The organism is Tepidimonas taiwanensis (genome assembly GCF_020162115.1).
Classification (GTDB): Bacteria; Pseudomonadota; Gammaproteobacteria; order Burkholderiales; family Burkholderiaceae_C; genus Tepidimonas; species Tepidimonas taiwanensis.
Map to the genome: position 1 here is coordinate 1,710,887 of NZ_CP083911.1, position 18,864 is coordinate 1,729,750.

Annotated in this window: 17 protein-coding genes; 3 read left to right on the plus strand and 14 right to left on the minus strand. The window is 64.8% G+C overall.

Annotation, left to right across the window (positions count from 1 at the left end; all coding sequences use genetic code 11):
- Position 1 precedes the first annotated feature (1 nt).
- A complete protein-coding gene (locus tag LCC91_RS08035) occupies positions 2–325 on the minus strand; it encodes a DciA family protein (protein WP_052231543.1) in 324 nt (107 codons plus the stop codon).
- Between the two features lie 109 nt (positions 326–434).
- Here LCC91_RS08035 and LCC91_RS08040 point away from each other — a divergent pair, with 109 nt between their 5' ends.
- Positions 435–683 (plus strand): type II toxin-antitoxin system Phd/YefM family antitoxin, encoded by a 249-nt coding sequence (locus LCC91_RS08040; protein ID WP_043700651.1) that lies wholly within the window; start codon positions 435–437, stop codon positions 681–683.
- Positions 680–1,093, plus strand: a complete 414-nt coding sequence (locus LCC91_RS08045; RefSeq protein WP_143897548.1) for a type II toxin-antitoxin system VapC family toxin — start codon at positions 680–682, stop codon at positions 1,091–1,093. The genes LCC91_RS08040 and LCC91_RS08045 overlap by 4 nt, the downstream gene beginning before the upstream one ends.
- A gap of 18 nt (positions 1,094–1,111) precedes the next feature.
- On the opposite strand, the gene LCC91_RS08050 is transcribed toward LCC91_RS08045, so the two are convergent.
- The 7 genes from LCC91_RS08050 to LCC91_RS08080 form a co-directional block, all read right to left on the minus strand.
- Entirely contained in the window at positions 1,112–2,266 is a 1,155-nt protein-coding gene (locus LCC91_RS08050) for a PQQ-dependent sugar dehydrogenase (RefSeq protein ID WP_082007453.1), read from the minus strand.
- A 56-nt stretch (positions 2,267–2,322) separates the two neighbouring features.
- Positions 2,323–5,202, minus strand: a complete 2,880-nt coding sequence (locus tag LCC91_RS08055; protein ID WP_143897546.1) for a BPTD_3080 family restriction endonuclease — start codon at positions 5,200–5,202, stop codon at positions 2,323–2,325.
- Positions 5,199–7,121, minus strand: coding sequence for an RNA-binding domain-containing protein (locus LCC91_RS08060; protein ID WP_185974871.1), 1,923 nt, complete (start codon positions 7,119–7,121; stop codon positions 5,199–5,201). Before LCC91_RS08060 ends, LCC91_RS08055 begins: the two co-directional genes overlap by 4 nt.
- A 10-nt stretch (positions 7,122–7,131) precedes the next feature.
- Positions 7,132–7,335 carry a hypothetical protein gene (locus LCC91_RS08065; protein WP_043698851.1) on the minus strand — a complete coding sequence of 68 codons (204 nt, stop codon included), beginning with the start codon at positions 7,333–7,335 and terminating at the stop codon, positions 7,132–7,134.
- A 90-nt stretch (positions 7,336–7,425) separates the two neighbouring features.
- Positions 7,426–8,043, minus strand: a complete 618-nt coding sequence (locus LCC91_RS08070; RefSeq protein WP_143897544.1) for a hypothetical protein — start codon at positions 8,041–8,043, stop codon at positions 7,426–7,428.
- Entirely contained in the window at positions 8,040–9,206 is a 1,167-nt protein-coding gene (locus LCC91_RS08075; RefSeq protein WP_043698853.1) for an AAA family ATPase, read from the minus strand. The genes LCC91_RS08070 and LCC91_RS08075 overlap by 4 nt, the downstream gene beginning before the upstream one ends.
- A 2-nt stretch (positions 9,207–9,208) precedes the next feature.
- Entirely contained in the window at positions 9,209–12,589 is a 3,381-nt protein-coding gene (locus LCC91_RS08080; RefSeq protein ID WP_197052538.1) for a site-specific DNA-methyltransferase, read from the minus strand.
- A gap of 165 nt (positions 12,590–12,754) precedes the next feature.
- On the opposite strand from LCC91_RS08080, the gene rpoH reads away from it, so the two are divergent.
- Positions 12,755–13,708: an RNA polymerase sigma factor RpoH gene (rpoH, locus tag LCC91_RS08085; RefSeq protein WP_143897542.1), complete on the plus strand. Its 954-nt coding sequence runs from the start codon at positions 12,755–12,757 to the stop codon at positions 13,706–13,708.
- Between the two features lie 9 nt (positions 13,709–13,717).
- Here rpoH and LCC91_RS08090 read toward each other — a convergent pair whose 3' ends face one another.
- The 6 genes from LCC91_RS08090 to LCC91_RS08115 form a co-directional block, all read right to left on the minus strand.
- Entirely contained in the window at positions 13,718–14,125 is a 408-nt protein-coding gene (locus LCC91_RS08090) for a HEPN domain-containing protein (protein WP_043698855.1), read from the minus strand.
- On the minus strand, positions 14,122–14,460 hold the full coding sequence (locus tag LCC91_RS08095) for a nucleotidyltransferase domain-containing protein (RefSeq protein WP_043698857.1): 339 nt from the start codon (positions 14,458–14,460) through the stop codon (positions 14,122–14,124). Before LCC91_RS08095 ends, LCC91_RS08090 begins: the two co-directional genes overlap by 4 nt.
- A gap of 129 nt (positions 14,461–14,589) precedes the next feature.
- Positions 14,590–16,146, minus strand: coding sequence for a lysine--tRNA ligase (lysS, locus tag LCC91_RS08100; protein ID WP_043698916.1), 1,557 nt, complete (start codon positions 16,144–16,146; stop codon positions 14,590–14,592).
- A gap of 94 nt (positions 16,147–16,240) precedes the next feature.
- Complete coding sequence (locus LCC91_RS08105; protein WP_043698859.1) at positions 16,241–16,969, minus strand: ABC transporter ATP-binding protein; 729 nt, start codon at positions 16,967–16,969, stop codon at positions 16,241–16,243.
- A gap of 2 nt (positions 16,970–16,971) precedes the next feature.
- Positions 16,972–17,742, minus strand: a complete 771-nt coding sequence (locus LCC91_RS08110; protein WP_043698862.1) for an ABC transporter ATP-binding protein — start codon at positions 17,740–17,742, stop codon at positions 16,972–16,974.
- A gap of 10 nt (positions 17,743–17,752) precedes the next feature.
- Positions 17,753–18,853: an ABC transporter permease subunit gene (locus LCC91_RS08115; protein WP_043698865.1), complete on the minus strand. Its 1,101-nt coding sequence runs from the start codon at positions 18,851–18,853 to the stop codon at positions 17,753–17,755.
- Positions 18,854–18,864 lie beyond the last annotated feature (11 nt).

The window sequence follows — 18,864 nt, forward strand, 5'->3', positions numbered from 1 at the left end:
GCTAGCGCGGCGCGCTCCCGCGGCCTTCCCGGGTCTCGCGGCCCATCACCCGAACCTGCAGCGTCTGCACGTCGGCACCGGTGGCACGCGCGGCCGCCAGCAATACCGGCGCGAGCTGCCGCACCTTGGCCGCGACCGACGGATTGGCCGCGAGCAGGCACCACGTCTGCGCCTCCAGCGGCCCGGCCGTCACCTGTGGCCGCAACATCGGCGGCAGGTGCACCTGTACGCGCTGCAGCAGCCGGCGCGACGCCCACGCGCGCTCGGCCACGTCGGCGAGCACGGGATTGGCGCGCACGGCCTGTTGCAACGTCCAAACGGTCATGCCCCGATCGTACCGCGGGCGTGGCCGACCGGCGGCGAACCGAGCGGATCACCGGCCGGCGCGACGCCGCTTAGAATCTGACCTAACTGGTCAGAAGCGAGGTGACGCCATGCAGACATGGCAAATGCAACAAGCCAAAGCCCGGTTGTCCGAGCTGGTCAAGTGCGCCCGCGAACAGCCCCAGGCGATCACGGTCCACGGTGAACCGGTGGCCATCGTCGTCTCGCGCGAGACGTTCGAACGTCTGGCCCAGGCGAGCGAGTCGCTGCTGGACTTCATGCGGCGCTCGCCGCTCTACGGCGAGGAGGACATCGCTTTCGCGCGTGATCCGAGCCGCACGCGCGAGGTGGTGCTTTGAGCTACCTCATCGATACCAACGTCCTGTCCGAACTGCGGCGCAGGTCTCCGGACCCCGGTGTGGCCGCGTGGTTTGCGCAGCGGCCCGCCACGACGCTGTACGTATCGGTCCTGACCCTCGGCGAGATTCGCAAGGGCATCGAGGGGGTGACGGACGACCGCCGGCGACAGGCCCTGCTCGATTGGCTGGAAACGGATTTGCCGGCTTTTTTCACCGGGCGCGTGCTGCCGATCGACCGCGCCGTCGCCGATCGTTGGGGCCGGCTGGTGGCCGCGGCAGGCCGCCCACTGCCCGCGATCGAAAGCCTGCTGGCCGCCACGGCGCTGACCCACGACCTGGTGCTGGTCACACGCAACAGCAAGGATTTCGCCGGTCTGCCCGTCGTGACCCTCAATCCCTGGTCCACCTGAGGGAGGCTTCGGACCGGCTCAGCGCGCCGGCAGCAACCGCAGCAACCGACCATCCGGCGCGTCGGTCAGTACGTACAGCCAGCCGTCCGGCCCCTGGCGCACGTCGCGGATGCGCTCGCGCCCCCCGGTGAGCAGCCGGTGTTCCCGCACGACCCGCGTGCCGTCCAGCTCCAGCCGCACCAGGTGCTGCCCGCGCAGCGCGCCGATGAACAGGTTGCCGCGCCACGCCGCGCCGTAGCGGTCGCTCGTGAGGAACGCCATACCCGACGGCGCGATCGACGGCGTCCAGTGGTACAGCGGCGACACCATGCCGGGCTTGTGCGTGCCCTCACCGATCGGCCCGCCCCCATACTGCTCGCCGAACGTCACCACCGGCCAGCCGTGGTTGCCCCCACGCTCGGGCCGGTTGAGCTCGTCGCCGCCCTGCGGGCCGTGCTCGTGGATCCACAACCGCCCGTCCGGCCCCCACGCCGCACCTTGCGGATTGCGATGCCCCCAGCTCCAGATTTCGGGCAGCGCGCCGGCGCGCCCCACGAGCGGGTTGTCCGGCGGCACCGCGCCCTCTTTGGTCACGCGCACCACCTTGCCGTGGTGATTGTCCAGCGTCTGAGCGTCGGCCATGCGCTGGTAGCGCTCCCCCAGCGTCAGGAACAGCGTGCCGTCCGGCGCCTCGACGATACGGCAGCCGAAATGCAGGCGGCTCGCGGTGCGCGGCTGCTGGCGAAAAATCACCCGCACCTCCTGCAGCCGGCTGGCGTCCGCCGACAACACCGCCCGCGCCAGCGCGGTCGAATTGCCCTGCCCCTGCGGGTCCGGCTCGGCATAACAAAAATACAGCGTGCGGTTGCGCGCAAAGTCGCTGTCGAGCACCAGGTCCAGCAGTCCGCCCTGCCCCACCGCATCGACGCGCGGCACCGCGGCCACCAGGGGGCCGACGCGCCCGTCCGCGCCGATCACCCGCAGCCGCCCGGGCCGCTCGGTGACCAGAAAACGCCCGTCCGGCAGGAACGCCACCGCCCACGGGTGAACGAGCCCCGTGGCAACGACCTCGACGCGCAGCCCGTCCGTGGCACCGAACGCGGCCCCGCTCGCCAAAGAGATCAGCCCGGCCGCCAATGTTGCACGGACCCATCTCACCAACGCGGGACGCGGTCGACGTCGTTTGACTGGCATGCCGTGCATGGAACCAGTGTTTGGCAAGCGTGGGGGCGCGTCCATCACAGCCCGATTCAAGCACAGACCATCCGAGGAACCTGCTCACCGACCGGTTCGCTGTGGATTCCACTCTGCGCATGGTGCCGCAGAATATCGAACAGTCGCGACGGCTCCGCCTTTACCACGTCCCAACACCAAACCCCGAAACCGCCGTGGGCGTTGACCGCGCGCACCCAGGCATCCAGCGCCATGCGCTTGGCCCGGTTCTGGTCGGAGTCCTCGCCTTTGATTTCGAGCACTAGGTGTTTGCCGTTTGCGAGGCGGATCAGGTAATCGGGCACGAACCGGCGCTTGCTGCCCCGCCACAAATAGTGGATCTGATAGCCCAGATGATCGTTTTTGGCGTAAGCGACGACCTCCTCGCTCGCCTCCAACCTCGACGTCGTGTAATGCTCCCACGTACTGTCGGCGACGGCGTGGCTGATTTGCGACTTGCGCGTCTCCAGACAGGGTTTGGTGGTGTACCAGGTGCGCATCAGACGGGTCGAGCCGATTGGCAACTCGGGGTCGAAAACGGGCTCCATTTGCTCGCGGTTCTGTTGCTGAATCTGTGCGACGACGTGCCCGACGATCGTGTCGATGGACAGCGCGATCAGGATGCGTTTGCGCAGCGGATCCTGATGGAACAACGACGGAATCTGCAGCCGGTCGGAGTTGAAAAACTGCTCGGTGAGCCGCACGAGCTGCTGGATCAGTAACTCGCGACCGCCCGTGAAGCCATGCTCGAGCGTGTTCATGGCCTTGTGCGCGGCACGGAACAGCAGCCGTTGCAGTCGAAACTCCTCGGGCAGCGCCTCGAGGTCGATGGATACCGCCTTCGACAGATCGGCCGCACCACCGAGCGCCGGCGCCAGATCGGCGCTGACGTGGACTTGCGCAGGGTCGATCTTGAGCGGCAGCATCTTCGACCAGTCCACAACCAGCTCGGGACGCAACATGACATCGACGCGCAGCACGTTGGGCCAGCCGATTTCCAGCTCGGCACGCTCTGCAAGTGCCTCGATCTGCGTGCTGGGTTTGGGCGGCGGCGGCGCCTCACCCCCGCCCTCGATGTCCTGGAAGATGGACAGCGGGACGCCGAAGACGTTGACGAACTCGGGTCGGAACAGCTCGCGTATCTGTCCGTCCGGACAGACCACCGGTTCCGTGTCATACGACACCCGGCGCAGGCCGCGGCCGATCACCTGCTCGCACAGTAGCTGACTGGTGAAGGCGCGCAAGCCCATGATGTGCGTGACGTTCTTGGCGTCCCAGCCTTCGGACAGCATGGCCACGGAGATCACGTTCTGCAGATCCTGCCCCGCCGTGCCACGCTTGCCCACGTTATCGACAATCGCGCGCAGCAGTTCCTCTTTCTTCATCTCCCGCAGGGGCACCTTGCGCGCTTCGGGGATATCGGCAGCCTCCACGATTGCGCGCAGCACCTCCTCGTAGGCCTTGTCGCTCGAGGCGGCTTCACCCCTTTCTGCCTTCTCCAGCACCTTGGAATCGACGCGCAACGTGCGCTGCGGTGCATTGAGCTCCGGCCAGTGCGCATCCCCGTGCCGGAAGTAGTGCTCGATACGCGCGGCCGTTTCCGTGCGGTTGCACACGGTCAGCATCACCGGCGGCGAGACGTGGCCGGCCTCGCGCCACGCCCGTAGCGTCTCCCGCCAATCCGCGCCCAGCAAGGTATACGCCTCCTGCACCAGTTGCGGCAGCGCCTCGTGCGCTTCAGCACCGCGCCGGTTCAGATCCTCCGCCACCTCGGGCTCGCGGTAAAGGTGATACAGCTTGCTGCGATAGGTCTGTGCGTTGGGCAGGGCGTTGTCGCGGATCACGACGCGCGGGGTTTTCACCAGCCCCGCCTCGATCGCATCGTTCAATCCGAAGTCCGACACCACCCAGGGGAAAAGCGCCGCCTCGGTGCTGGTCTTACCGGTCGGCGCAAACGGAGTCGCCGACAGGTCGAAGCAGCGACGGATGCGGCGCATCTTGTGGATGCGGTCCAGGCCTTCGATCCAGCGGGTCGCCTCGTCAAGGTCGATGCCCAGTGCCTCTGCATCCTTCTTGCTGATCTTGACCTCGGCCGGCTTGCGATACGCGTGGTGCGCCTCGTCGTTGATGACGACGATGTCCCGGTAGCCGGAGAGCCGGCCAAGGACCCGGCGCACATACGCCTCGTCACTCTCCGCGCCCTTTCTCACCACCGAGCGCTCGGGGTCCTTGAGCGGCAGCAGGCTGTGCCAGTTGTCGATCAGCAGTTCGACCTGATTGAGCTTTTGCCGCAGTGCCTCGTTCGGGCACAGGGCGAAGGCGTCATAGTAGTTTTCCGGGTGCCCCGGCTGGAGCACCTGCAGCCGCTCCTTCACCGTGAGCCCTGGTGCCACGATGAAAATCGCGCGCGAGAAATCCTTGGTGCGCTTGGGGTAGGCGAGTGCGTTCAGCGCCTGCCACGTGACGATCATCGCCATCACGGTGGTTTTGCCCGTGCCGGTGGCCATCTTGTTGCACAGGCGCTCGAACGGGCCACCGTCGCCGGGAACGGCAATCCCCTGCCGAAACTCAGGCGATGCCTCGACGTGCCAGATCAGCGTCTCGATTGCCTCCAATTGGCAAAAGTAAAACGCATAGGGCCGCTTGGCCTCCGGGTCGCGCCAATGGTCGAGCAGTGCCCGCGTCACGGCGGTCACGCCGGGATAGCCCACTGCGCGCCACGCATCCACGCGCTCGCGGATGCGGTTGACGAGTTCGAGCGCGACGCCGCGCACCGTGTTGTTGCGCGTGTCGAAAATCTCGTAGCCGGCCGGGCGGCGACCCTCGACCAGCTCCAGCCGCGTGTCGCTGCCGCGCCGCCAGTGGTGGGTGGGGCGCTCGAAGGGGGAGTTGATGATCAACGTCTTGGGCGTATTCACGCGGTCGTCTCCGTCGCGGTGTAAGCTTGGTCGGGACGGTGTACGCTGGTCGGGTAACGCAGACGCAACAAGCGCTGTTCCACCATGGGCTTCAGATAACGACTGCGCAAACCGCCGGGATGCCGCCCCAGTAGCACGCCCAGCGCCTCCGCGGTCAGAAAGCGCCCGGTGCACAACGCGATGATCGCCTGTCGCACCTGCTCTGGCGCAGCCTTGCGCGTTTGTGCCACATTGGCCGCGAGGGCCTGCATCGCCGACCATTCCTCTGGAGAGTGTGCGAAGTCCGGTCGCAAACGTGCGGAGCCCAAGGGGGAACGTACGGAGTCGGCAGGCAAATGTGCGAAGTCCGGCCCCACATGTGCGAAGTCCGGATCCCAATGTGCGGAGCCGGTGCGTACAGCCTCGTGGCCGTCAGCCGATGCGTCCTGGCTGCCATGGACGGGCAAGCGGTACGTCGTCCAGCGCCGGCGGTTGTCGGAGACCAACAACCCCTCGGCGCACAGCCGTGCCAGCGTACGCGTGATGTCCGCGGCATGCGCGTTCAACAGTTCCTGTAGACGGGCGTTGGATACCGCACCCTCCAGCGCTGCGGTGGCCAACGCCTGCAACTCCGACGACGTCAGCGTCTCCATGCGCGTACCCAGCCAGCGGCGCAACCACTCCAAAGTTTCCACCGGTATCAGGCTCACCATCGGCAAGGTCAACCGGACCCGGTCGGGCTCCGTGAACAGATCGAGGCGCGGTGCTCGCCAGTGCTGCGTTCGCCACCCCGAACGGATCTTGTCGGCACCGGAACCCGCGCGCTCTCCACCGCCGATCAGGAGAAACATCTGCTGGAGCGACTTGTTGCGGCACTCACTCACACCCCCTTGGTGGTATTGCCGCAGCGACACCAGCAGTGTCCCCGGGTTTTCGATCACGAACCGGTCGGGATAGCGCTCGACCACCACGCCTCCGACACCCACGTAATCCGCATGGATCAGGGCGTTGACGAACGCCTCGCGCAGCGCCTCGTGCGCGGGCGTTTCATCACGCCGCATCTCGCCCTCCAGACGGAAGGGCTGGGGCAATCCCGCGGACAGTTTGGGCCACACCCGCGTGTAGAACTGGAACAGATTGGCCTCCCAAGTCCCATCGGGGCAGAGTCGATCGGTCCAACGCAGCGCCGGATCCAGCTTCTCCCGGTAATCGACGAAATAATTTGGAACCGCCGCCGCGTCGCGCAGGGCCGCATCTTTGCCGAACATCAGCAGCCCCGCGAGTGTCAACCCCTCCTGTCCGGTCACGCGATCACGGCGCCAGCCGCCCAGTCGTTCCAGCAGATCCTGGTCCGGCAGGGCCAGCCAGGGATGATCACCCTTGACCAAACGCAAGCGCTGGCGGTACTGCAGCAGTGTGGCCGCATCCAGATCGGACAGACCGAAACCCGGAAGAATGCGCTGATCGACGGGTAACTCGTCGGCATCCGCCAACATCCGGCGGACCTCCACGTCACCAAGCCGGTAGTCACCCTCATGACGGCGCTGGTAGGTGTTACCCAACGGGTTGCCCCGCAAATAAACCGGCCGTTGGGTGCGGCTGGCGCGGGGAATGGTGACGACGAGTAACGATTTGCCATCGATGTCGATGACGCGGATATGTCCGGGCTGTACCAGATTGATACTAACCAGCCCGCGGTTGTTGAGCCCATCCCACAGGGCCTTTCGGCAGCGCGACAACTCTGCGTCCGTCAAGCCTTCGAGCCGAATCCGCCCCTCGTGTTCGACAGCCCCGAGCACCACGACACCCCCCTGCGAATTGGCCATGGCACTATAGGTTTCCCAGAAACTGCGCGGCAAGCCACCTTTGGCCGACTTGAACTCCCAGTCGTCCGTCTCGCCCGCAAGCGCCGCGGCGAGGATCCGATCGAGCAAATCCATGCCCATGGGCTCAATCTAGGGGAACCACCTTCAGCGACTCGATCCCCCAGTCGTCGACGATCTTCACCGCGATTTTGCGGTTCTCACCCCCCGCGAACGGCAGGCTCACCGCGCGGTGGATAGGGACGCAATTGGCCTTGTCTTGCTCGTGTCGCCTGCCAGTGGTCCACCGCGCACGGCGGGTAATGCGGCGGGAGTTAGAATAGACGATCATGATCTTAGACGCATTCACGCGGTAACCTTCGTCTCAATGCAGAACTCTCCGGCAAACATCATCATGCATCATGACCGAACGACACATAATTCACGAGATACTTTCCATCGATCCAACAAACTCTCGTAACCGACGAACAGCTCGAGCAAGGCTCTCCGAATTGGAACAACCCACTAACGGACGCCATACCTCTTTTACAAAAAACTGCAAATGCTCATTATAACCGCTACCCGGCTTACCGGCATCAGACTCCGATACCATTTCCACCCGATGAATTCGACTACGCGATTTACGAACAAGAGAAAGAATTAACCGCTTTGGATCATCGATTTCATCAGTGCAATGAGGAATTTTAGTCACAGAGACCCCAAAATGAACTGCGAACTTTTCTCTGTCCGCCAGCACCCAACTTTCGGCCTCTGTAACGGCCAGCCTAAGATAGAATGCACATGACCGAATCTCCAAACTCGACAGCCACTTCCGAAGCAAATCTCGCACGCAGCGCCCATCGGTATCCGCGATGCACAACACGGGCTGCACATAGCGCGCTTGATTGAGGTAACGCGGCAATGCCGGTACCAGTTCTGTGATGCCGCGCTTGTTGATCGGTTCGCCTGCCAACGACCAGCCAGGCATCACTTCCTCCACCAGTCGCTTGCCCAGCGCGCAACACAACGCATCTTCGCCAACGACGAGTATCCGCTTCATTCGAACAGCCCCAACTGCTCGACCGATTTAGGACACGTTTTGGCAACGAAGACTTCAGCAGGTGTAAGGCCGTGCTCCATTTGTTCAGTTTCTGCGGGCGTCGGTAGGCGGACGGTCGACCCATTGGGGCCTGGCTCGATCACCAAGATCGTGGCATCCGATACACTGTCCAACAGCGCCTTACTGTGCGTACTAACGATGACTTGTCGCGAGGTGGCGCGCCGCTTCAAGTCGCGTAACACACGGTCGATGAGTAGTGGAATTCTTCGTACCACCTCCTCGTGCAGAGAGAGCTCGGGTTCTTCCAGCAGGAGTAACCCTTCTCCGTCCTGCAAGGCCCAGAGCAGGCCGACGAGACGCAGCGTACCGTCGGAAAACTGGTTCTCGCGCTGCCATGCGCCCTTATCGCGCCAATGCTTGAAATTCGCCTCGAGATGCCACATACCTGTTACGACATCTTGTTCGAAACGCAACTCGGAAAAGAGCGGCACGGCTTTATCGAGTGCGGCCCATCGAATTCGCCGCAATCGTGCATCGCGCACCTTTTTCGGGGTAGCTGCAATGCGTTGCATCAACCCCTGGCCGAACGGATCCTGCTCCAGCACACGGCCGCTGATCTCGTCGCCGTGTTTAAGTAATTGGGGAACCAAATGTAGATAAGTCGTCGCGCCGAAAAAATCATATAAATCCCGAAACTCGACATTGGTGGCGATCTGTTCCAGATGCGTCTGGGTGAGCCGTTCCGGGTCCTTACGGTCTTCGTCGTTAGGACGGACAACGATCTCACGACCGTTCAGCATGACACGCTCTTGCGTCACGATAGGTCGCTGTTGCCCCTTGCCTTCGGACTTCAGCGCCAACACGTAGTGCCATATGTGGGGGGGGCTATGGGCCGTATCGTCCGTTACCTCGACCTCGATGCGGACTTCTGGGTCTCTGCGCGCATGCAGGCTACGCAGGCGGCTTAGTCCACCGCAGCGTTCCACCGCCTGCTGCAGGCCGCCGCCCTTGGCTTGCACGATGGTGCGCAAAAAACGGAAAACCTCCAGCAAGTTCGACTTGCCCGCGGCATTTGGTCCTAGTACGTAAGTCCTCGGACCGAGCGTGACATCCACCGAACGGAAATTCCGCCAATTTTTTAATATCAATCGGGTAATTTGCATACTCAATCCTTCAACAGCATTACCTTCAGCGACTCGATTCCCCGATCGTCGACGATCTTCACCGCGATCTTGCGATGATCGCCGGCCGCGAATGGCAGGCTCACCGTGCCGTGGAACGCCTGCAGTTTGGCTTCGTCCAGCTCCGCGCGGATGTTCTTTTTGAGTTTCTCCCAACCCTCGCCCTTGCCCGCCATCGGGAAGAACACCTGGCGCGGAAACAGCGAGCGGTCGTCGTAATCGGTGTCGAGCGACCACATCGCGATCTTGCTTTTGCCGCCCGAGACCAACTCGCCCTTGACGGTATCGAAATAATCAAAACCGTGCACCTCGACCTCGTACAGGCCGTCCCGGCGGCGGCGCACCTCCACCTCGGGCTGCCCCATGAGCCAGAAGCTCTGGTTGCTGGCGCGCGCCCTTTTCAGGTCCTCGGTCAGCAGGTCCGGGTTCATCTGCGCCTTGAGCGCCGTGATGCCGCGGATCGCGTCGATGTCCTTGGCCGCCTCCGGGTCGAAGGCGAAGGCGCAAAACACGATCATCTTCGGCAGCGGAAAGAGCGTGCCGGCCTCGTTCAGGGCGTGCGCCACCTGTCGCTGCTCCAGCGCCGCGTGCTCGGGACCGAAGCTCACCACCACCCGCTCGCCGGAATCCAGGTGCCCCGCCGCATGCAGGTAGCGGATTGCGGGGTCGCTGGGCAGCGGCTCCAGGTCGGCGAAGCGCAACACCTGACCGCCCCCGCCACGGATGCCGGTCTTCAGCAGCTCGTCGCGCCATTGGTGTTGCCGACCGCTCTCGCCCAGCCGCGCGACGCTTGCGTCGGCCTGCGCCGGCCCGAGCGGCTCGTCGAGCGATTTCACTGTCGGGAAGGGCACCGCCTCCACGGTGAACGGCCCGGTGATGCGCAGCTTGTTTTTGGCCACCGCCGGCTGGTCGTAGAGCAGCTCCTGATCCGCGTGGGCGGCGATCGACGCATCCATCGCGCGCTGCATCGCCTGCCGCGCGGCGTGAAAGGCCTCGAAGGCGGCGCGGGCCGCTTCCGGCCAGTCGGCCGGGAAGTCGAACGGCACCTCCCATTCGAGCAGGGCGCCGGCCATCACCTCGTCGCCGCAAGGCAGGGTTTCCTTTTTGCTCGCCGGCAGCGAAAAATCGACGGCCTTGCCCTTGCGCCCGCCTTCCGTCACCACGTAGGGCGCTGGCGGCGCGGCACGCAGCGCGGCGTTGAGATCGGCCAGCGCCGCCTCGATCGCCGGGTGCATGCGATCGTAGATCGCGTCGATTTCCTGGTTATTAGCAATAGTACTGAGGGTGATGTAAGGCTGTGCTCTGTAGATGAAGCCGCCTTTGAGCCCCTCGTGCGGGTACTTGAGCTCGTAATAGTCGTAGCTCGCCGTCATCAACCGCTGCTTGGCGAGTGTGACCGCCACGCGCGAGGTGTCGCAAGTGATCCAGCGTCGGCCCCATTTCTCGGCAACGAAAGCGGTGGTACCGGAGCCGCAGGTCGGGTCGAGCACCAGATCGCCGGGGTCGGTGGTCATCAATAGACAGCGTTCAATAACACGGTCAGATGTTTGGACTACGTAGACCTTTTGATCGCTGTAACCAGCAGCAGTATCAATCCATGAGTTCTCAAGTTGTACTAGACCAAAATCCGAATGAAATTGGCGAAAATAAGGATTGCTGCCTAAGATGACGAGCCTATTAGCCTTAACTAGTCGAGCCATGCCGTCATGATGTGTTCGCCAACTCTTTCCGCTAAGCGGGGAGTGGCTATCACCGAGAGCATCAAACACATACGTGCATGAAGGCGTATATCCAGATGAGGTAAGCACCGAGCGTTTGAAAATTCTTTGTCTTGCCTCTGCGTTTAGCTCTGCTATTTCTTCCTTGCCGATCTTCTTGAAAATTCCGCCACCGCTGTCAAGGAAGCAAAATTCAGGCTCATCCTCAATCTCACGGGCACGATATATCGGTCGATATTTAGTCCTCGACCTGTCCTTCGCGTACCACACGATGTAGTCATATACAGATGCGAGCCCCGCTTGGCCTAAAGGGGACATGCTTCTGAAATTTATCTGCGCATAAAAATTATCTATTCCAAAAATCTCATCCATCAGTTCCCGAACATGATGGACATTTTCATCAGAAATCTGCACGAAGATGCTGCCGGATTCGTGCAACAGCTCGCGCGCGAGCAACAGCCGGTCGCGCAGATAGGTCAGGTAGGAGTGAATGCCCAGCTCCCAGGTGTCGCGGAACGCGCGGATCTGTTCGGGTTCCTGCGTCAGATCTTCGTCGTTGCGGTCTTTCACGTCCCGCCGGTTGACGAAGGGCTGGAAGTTGCTACCGTATTTGATGCCATAGGGCGGATCGATGTAGATCATCTGCACCCGACCGCGCATGCTCTCCTTTTGCAGCAGGCTGTTCATCACCAGCAGGCTGTCGCCGGCGATCAGGCGGTTGGCCCAGCCTTTTTCGTGCCGGTAGAAATCAATGGCGTCACGCAGCGGCAGGTTTTCGAACGGCGCGTTGAACAGCCCGTATTGGAAGGGGCCGGATGACTGCTCGCCCCGGACCTTGCCTTCGCCCTTCATCGCCTTGCGCACCGCGGCCAGGATGCTCATCGGGTCGATGCGCTCGTGCACGTGCAGGGAGACGGTGTCGACCTCGAAGCTGGTGCGTTCGGCCTTGCCCGCCCAATTGAGATACGGCGCTTGCAGGCGCTTGAGTTCCTGCAAGGCCGCGCGCATGCGCTCGGCGTCGCCGGACGCCAGCGCGTCGTCGATCAGCGCCTCGATGCGGGCGCGCTGCGGGTCGAACTGCAGCGCCGGGTCGAGGTGGGGGTCGTAGGTCCAGCGGGTTTTGCCCGCGTCCGGGTCGGTGGCGGGGGTGACCATCCCCACCTCAGGGTTGTTCACGCGGCGGTCGCCGTGCCGGTAGGAGAGGATTTGCGCTGGTCCATCGCCCACGCCGCGCGGCGGCCGGCCGACAGCCGCGCGGCCGGCCGTGCTGGTCCGCCGGGGTGTCGTGGCGGTGGTCGCCGTCGCGGGCGCCTCCACGGGTCGCAGGTCAAAGTCGTCCGGTGGCGCAGAGTGGCTTTCGGACACGGATATTTCGGCCGGATGGCCGTCTGGCGCAGGCACGGCACGCCGCACGGAGCCGCCACGCCCCTGCCCTTTGACCAATACGCCCTGTGCGACCAGCGTGCCGTGGACTTGCCAGTATTCGTCTTCGCTCAGCGTCAGGCCGTCGGTGGCGAGCCGGGCCTCGATCTCGCGCCGCAGCCACACGTTTCCAACCGCTCGACCGTCGCTGGGCACCAAGGACAGCAAGATGCTGGCGATACGCTGGATTTTGTCGGCCGTTTGACGTGGAGGTGTCGTCGACACGTTGAACCCCTGGATGCAGCGCTCCCCTCGCGCCCAACTGACGATCGTAACAGGGTTGCCCCGGCGCCGGGCAACCCCAAGCGAAGGCGGGAACCCCGCCGTTAGCACTCGATCAAAGAGAGTGCTAATATGAACACACAATCACTGATCCGGAGAGGAGGCCCCATGACCGCGATGACCCCTGCCCTGTCGAGCGCCGCGCCGGTACCCGCGCCGGTGTGGTCGAGCACGTCGCTGACGCTGCCGCCGCTGGGAAATCTGGACGCGTACATCAGCGCGGTCAACCGCATCCCGATGCTCACGGCCGAGGAGGAGCGCGACTGCGCGCGCCGCTGGCGCGAGCAGCACGACCTGGAGGCCGCGGGGCGTCTGGTGCTGTCGCACCTGCGGCTGGTGGTAGCGATTTCGCGCCAGTACCTGGGGTATGGGCTGCCGCAGGCGGACCTGATCCAGGAGGGCAATATCGGCCTGATGAAGGCGGTCAAGCGCTTCGATCCCGCGCAGGGCGTGCGGCTCGTGAGCTACGCGGTGCACTGGATCAAGGCCGAGATCCACGAGTTCATCCTGCGCAACTGGCGCATGGTCAAGGTCGCGACCACGAAAGCGCAGCGCAAGCTGTTCTTCAACCTGCGCGCGCTCAAGCGCGACCTGCGCGCGGGCGCGGCCGACGAGGATGCCGTGCGCGAACGCCTGAGCGACGCCGAAATCGACGTCGTCGCGCGCGAGCTCAAGGTCAGCCGTGACGATGTCATCGAGATGGAAACCCGCCTGTCGGGCGGCGACGTCGCGCTCGATCCGCTGCCGGGCGACGACGGCGAAGACACCCACGGCCCGATCGCCTACCTGGCCGACCACCGCCACGAGCCGACCGCGGTGCTGGAGGCGCGCGAGCGCGAGCTGCTCGCCAGCGAAGGCATCGAGCGCGCGCTCGCGCAACTCGACGAGCGCTCGCGCCGCATCGTCACCGCGCGCTGGCTGCAGGTCAACGACGACGGCAGCGGCGGCGCGACGCTGCAGGAGCTGGCCCATGAGTATGGCGTGAGCGCCGAGCGCATCCGCCAAATCGAAGCGGCGGCGCTAAAAAAATTGCGCAAGGCGCTGGAAGCGTACGCGGCGTGACCGGTCGCTTCAGGCCGCGCGGGATTCCAGCAACGCAGCCATCGCCTCGACAAAAGTGGCGGCCTGGCCAATCAGGGTGTGGGCGTCCTCCGGCTGCACGGCCTCGCCACCGTAGTCCGCAACCATGCGGATTTCGTGCGCCCGGTTGAGCCAGCGGCCCAGTTCGGGTTTCACGTGCCCGCCCTTGACCAACCGCTGGCCGAAGATGGCGATGAGGCCGCTGTGCGTCCGTGCGACGGAGGGGTCCATGCCGCCATCCACACCCAATAGCGCGGCGCGGGCCGCATCGAACATCGCGTAGTAGGCCCGGTTGACCGCACCGTCCACATCCCCCAGCGCGAACAGCGCCTCAGCAGAGGCCAAGGCCGTTTTTGCCTTGCGGATCAACGCAGTGGTGGCGGGGTTGTCGGCGGTCACAGCGGCACGCCCTCGCGCTCGATATTGCGCAGCAGCGCCGGATTGGAGAAGGTATCCGGGTGCTCCCACTCGTCCAGCCACACGGGCAACGGCGAAATCAAGACGTTCGTTGCCAGCAGGACATCAAAGGCCGCATCGGCCATGTCGAGCTTGATGGGCAGGGTGCGCCGGCGTTCCCCGCGCAGGATGACCGCAAGATCCACGTCGCTGTCCGGCCGTGGATTTCCACGGGCGCGGCTCCCGTAAACGATGGCACCCGCCAGATCGTACCGGCCGCGGATGCGGTCGAGGAACTGGCGCGCGGCCCGCTCGGTATCCGGATCCAGGCGATGCATTCGGGTTCCCTTCGGCTGCGCAGCATGATCCGCCACGTGCGGCGCAACTATCCTAGCACGTGGGCGACGCTAACAGGGCACGGCGCGTTTCACGCCAGCCGACAAAGCGGCCGCGAAGCGTCAGCGCCCTCAACCCTCCCGGCGCAGCGCCGGGAAGAGGATCACGTCGCGGATGCTGGCGCTGTCGGTCAGCAGCATGACCAGCCGGTCGATGCCGATGCCGCAGCCGCCCGCGGGCGGCATGCCGTACTCGAGCGCGCGGATGTAGTCGGCGTCGAAGTACATCGCCTCGTCGTCGCCGGCGTCCTTGTTGGCGACCTGGGCGTGGAAGCGCGCCGCTTGATCTTCCGGGTCGTTGAGTTCCGAGAAGCCGTTGGCGACCTCGCGCCCGGTGATGTAGAGCTCGAAGCGTTCGGTGATGGTGGGGTCGGTGTCGCTGGCACGCGCCAGCGGCGAGATTTCGGTCGGGTGGTTGCAGATGAAGGTCGGCTGCCAGAGCTTGTCCTCCACCGTCTCCTCGAAATAGAGCACCTGCAGCCCGGCCAGGCTGCGGCTGTCCAGCCGCTCCTTCACCGGATCGACGCCGAGGCGACGCAACTGCGTCCGCAGCCACTCGGGATCGTCGACGCGCTCGCCCGCGTCGGTGTGGCGCAGGATCGCCTCGCGGATGGTCAGGCGCTCGAACGGCGCGTCCAGATCGACGTCACGCCCCTGATAGACGAGCCGCCCGCCCCCGCACACCGCATGCGCCACCTGGCGGATGAGCCGCTCAGTGTAGGCCATCATGTCCGCGTGGTTCCAGTACGCGGCGTAGAACTCCATCATCGTGAACTCGGGGTTGTGGCGGACGCTGATCCCCTCGTTGCGGAAGTTGCGGTTGATTTCGAACACGCGGTCGAACCCGCCAACCAGCAGGCGCTTCAGATACAGCTCCGGCGCGATGCGCAGGTACATCTCCTGATCCAGCGCGTGGTGGTAGGTGACGAACGGCCGCGCGTTGGCCCCCCCGGGGATGGGGTGCAGCATCGGCGTTTCCACCTCCAGAAAGCCGTTGCTCACCATCACCTCGCGCAGCGCGGTGACGGCGCGGCTGCGCGCGACGAAGCGCTCGCGCGCCGCGACGTCGGTCATCAGGTCCACGTAGCGCTGGCGGTACTTCAGCTCCTGGTCGTGCACGCCGTGGAACTTGTCCGGCAGCGGGCGCAGGCTCTTGACGACCAGTCGCAGCCGGTCCGCCTTTACCGAGAGCTCGCCGGTGCGGGTCTTGAACACCGTGCCCTCGGCGTAGAGGATGTCGCCCAGATCCCAATGCTTGAACGCCTCGTAGGTCGCCTCGCCCAGCGCATCCTTGGTCAGGTAGAGCTGGATGCGCCCACCGGTGGGCCCGAAGGAGGCGTCCTGGATGGTCGCGAAGCTCGCCTTGCCCATCACACGCTTGAGCATCATGCGCCCGGCCACGCTCACGCGCGCCTGCAGCGGCTCCAGCAGCTCGTTGCTCATGTGGCCGTACTCGGCCTGCAGTCCCTCGGCCGTGTGCTGCGGGCGCACATCGTTGGGGAATGCCACCGGCCCGCCCTGCTGGGCTGCGGCACGCAACGCCCGCAATTTCTCGCGGCGCTCGGCGATCAGCGGGCTGTCCGCGTGGGCGTCGGCGGGGGTCGGTTCGGTCGGGGGCTGGGTGGTCATGGCGTCGGCAACGAAAAACGGGCCTTGCGGCACCGGTGCGCAAAGCCCGTTATTGTAGGTGGCGGGGCCCGACACACGCCGGGCGGCCCGCTGCTCAGGCGGTGGCGGCTTCGCCCAGGTACGCGGCGCGCACCTTCGGGTCGTCCAGCATTGCCTTGGCCTCGCCGGTCATCAGGATCTCACCCGAGTCCATCACGTAGCCGCGGTCGGCCACCTGCAGCGCGCGGCGGGCATTCTGCTCGACCAGCAGCACCGTCATGCCCTGCGCGTGCACGTCGCGCACGACCTCGAAGATCTTGTCGACCATGATCGGCGACAGGCCCATCGACGGCTCGTCGAGCAGCAGCAGCTTGGGTCGCGCCATCAGCGCGCGCGCCATCGCCAGCATCTGCTGCTCGCCGCCGGACATGGTGCCGGCGAGCTGGTCGCGCCGTTCTTTCAGGCGCGGAAACAGCGCGAACATGCGCTCGATGTCGGCCTCGATGCCCGCCTTGTCGGTGCGCACGTAGGCGCCCATCAGCAGGTTTTCGGTGATGGTCATGCGTGTGAAGACCCCCCGACCCTCCGGCACCATCACCAGGCCCAGCTTGACCAGGTCCCACGACCCCATGCCGCGGATGCTGCGCCCCTGGTAGACGATGTCGCCGGCCTCGGCCAGCAGCATGCCGGTGATGGCCTTCATCGTCGTCGTCTTGCCGGCACCGTTGGAGCCGATGAGCGTGACGAGCTCGCCCTCGCGCACCTCCAGATCGACGCCTTTGACGGCCTTGATGCCGCCGTACGAGACCTTCAGGCCCGTGACTTTCAACAGGGTGTTGGCCATTTTCAGTGTCCTCCGGTGCCCAGGTAGGCCTCGATCACTTTGGGATTGCGCTGCACCTCGGCGGGCGTGCCTTCGGCGAGCTGCTTACCGTAGTCCAGCACCGTGACGCGGTCGCACAGGCCCATGACGAGCTTGACGTCGTGTTCGATGAGCAGGATGGTGCGCCCGTCGCGGCGGATGCGGTCGATCAGCTCGCGCAACTGCACCTTCTCGGTGGCGTTCATGCCGGCCGCCGGCTCGTCCAGCGCGATGAGCTGCGGGTCGGTGGCGAGTGCCCGCGCGATCTCGAGGCGCCGCTGGTCGCCGTACGAGAGCGTGCGCGCCTTGTAGTCGGCGTACTTGGCGATACCGACGTACTCCAGCAGCTCCATCGCGCGCTCGGCGATGGCCTTTTCCTCGGCCTTGAAGCCGGGGGTGCGCAGGATCGCGCCGATCAGCCCGGTGCGCGTGCGCACGTGCCGGCCGACCATCACGTTTTCCAGCACCGTCATCTCGGCAAAGAGCCGGATGTTCTGGAATGTGCGGGCAATACCCGCCTTGGCCACCTCGTGCACGGCGGTGGGGACATACGGCTTGCCACCGAGCTCGAACGTGCCGCTGTCGGGCGTGTACAGCCCCGTGATCACGTTGAAGAACGTCGTCTTGCCGGCGCCGTTGGGGCCGATCAGGCCATAGACCTGGCCACGCTGGATCTGGATGCCGACGTCGGAGAGCGCCTGCAGGCCGCCGAAGCGCTTGGAGACGCCGCTGACTTTCAGAATCGTATCGGTCATGTCGCGCTCCTCACTTGCTCAGGGCCTTGCCGTGCTCGGGCGCGGGCCACAGGCCGCGCGGACGCAGCAGCATCACGATGATCATCGCCAGCGCGATCAGCAGCTGACGCAGGATTTCCGGCGCCAGCCGCCCGTCCGTCAGGTGGTGCAACGGACCGGCGAGGTGGCGCAACAGCTCCGGCAGGCCGGCCAGCAGCAGCGCGCCGAGGATGACGCCGGGGATGTGCCCCAGGCCACCCAGCACCACCATCGCGACGATCATCACCGACTCCATCAGCACGAACGACTCCGGATACACGCCGCGCATCAGCGACGCGAACAGCACGCCCGCGATCCCCCCGAACGTCGCACTGGAGCCAAACGCCGCGAGCTTGAGGTTGCGCGTGTTGATCCCCATCGCCTTGGCGGCAATTTCGTCCTCGCGGATGGCCATCCAGGCACGGCCGATGCGCGAGTTGCCCATGCGGTGCGCGACGATGACCGTCATCACGACGAAGAACAGAATCAGGTAGTAGTACAGCGTCACCGACTCGAACGTGTACGACCAGTCACCGAGCGAGACGGTGAGCCGCTGCCCCATGTTGTGGCCGAACACCGTCACCGCATCCACCCCGGCGATGCCCTTGGGGCCGTTGGTGATGTTGATGGGGCGGTCGAGGTTGAGCATGAAGATGCGCACGATCTCGCCGAAGCCCAGCGTCACGATCGCGAGGTAGTCGCCGCGCAGCTTGAGCACCGGGTAGCCCAGCATCAGACCGGTCATCCCAGCGAGCACCGCCGCGAGGAAGATCACGATCCAGAAGCTCAGGTGAATACCGTTGGGGAACATCGCCGCGATCGCGGGGAAGTTGTCGGCCAGGTGGCTGGATGCCAGCAGGCTGTACAGATACGCCCCGACGGCAAAAAACGCGATGAAGCCGAGGTCGAGCAGGCCGGCGTAGCCGACCACGATGTTCAGGCCCAGCGCCAGCATCACGTACAGCAACGCGATGTCGACGATGCGCACCCACGAGTTGCTGCCCGTGGCCTGCAGCAGCAGCGGCAGCACCAGCAGCCCGATGGCCGCCAGCGCAAACGCGATCAGTTTGGACTTGTTGGACGATTGGCTCATGTCAGCGTCTC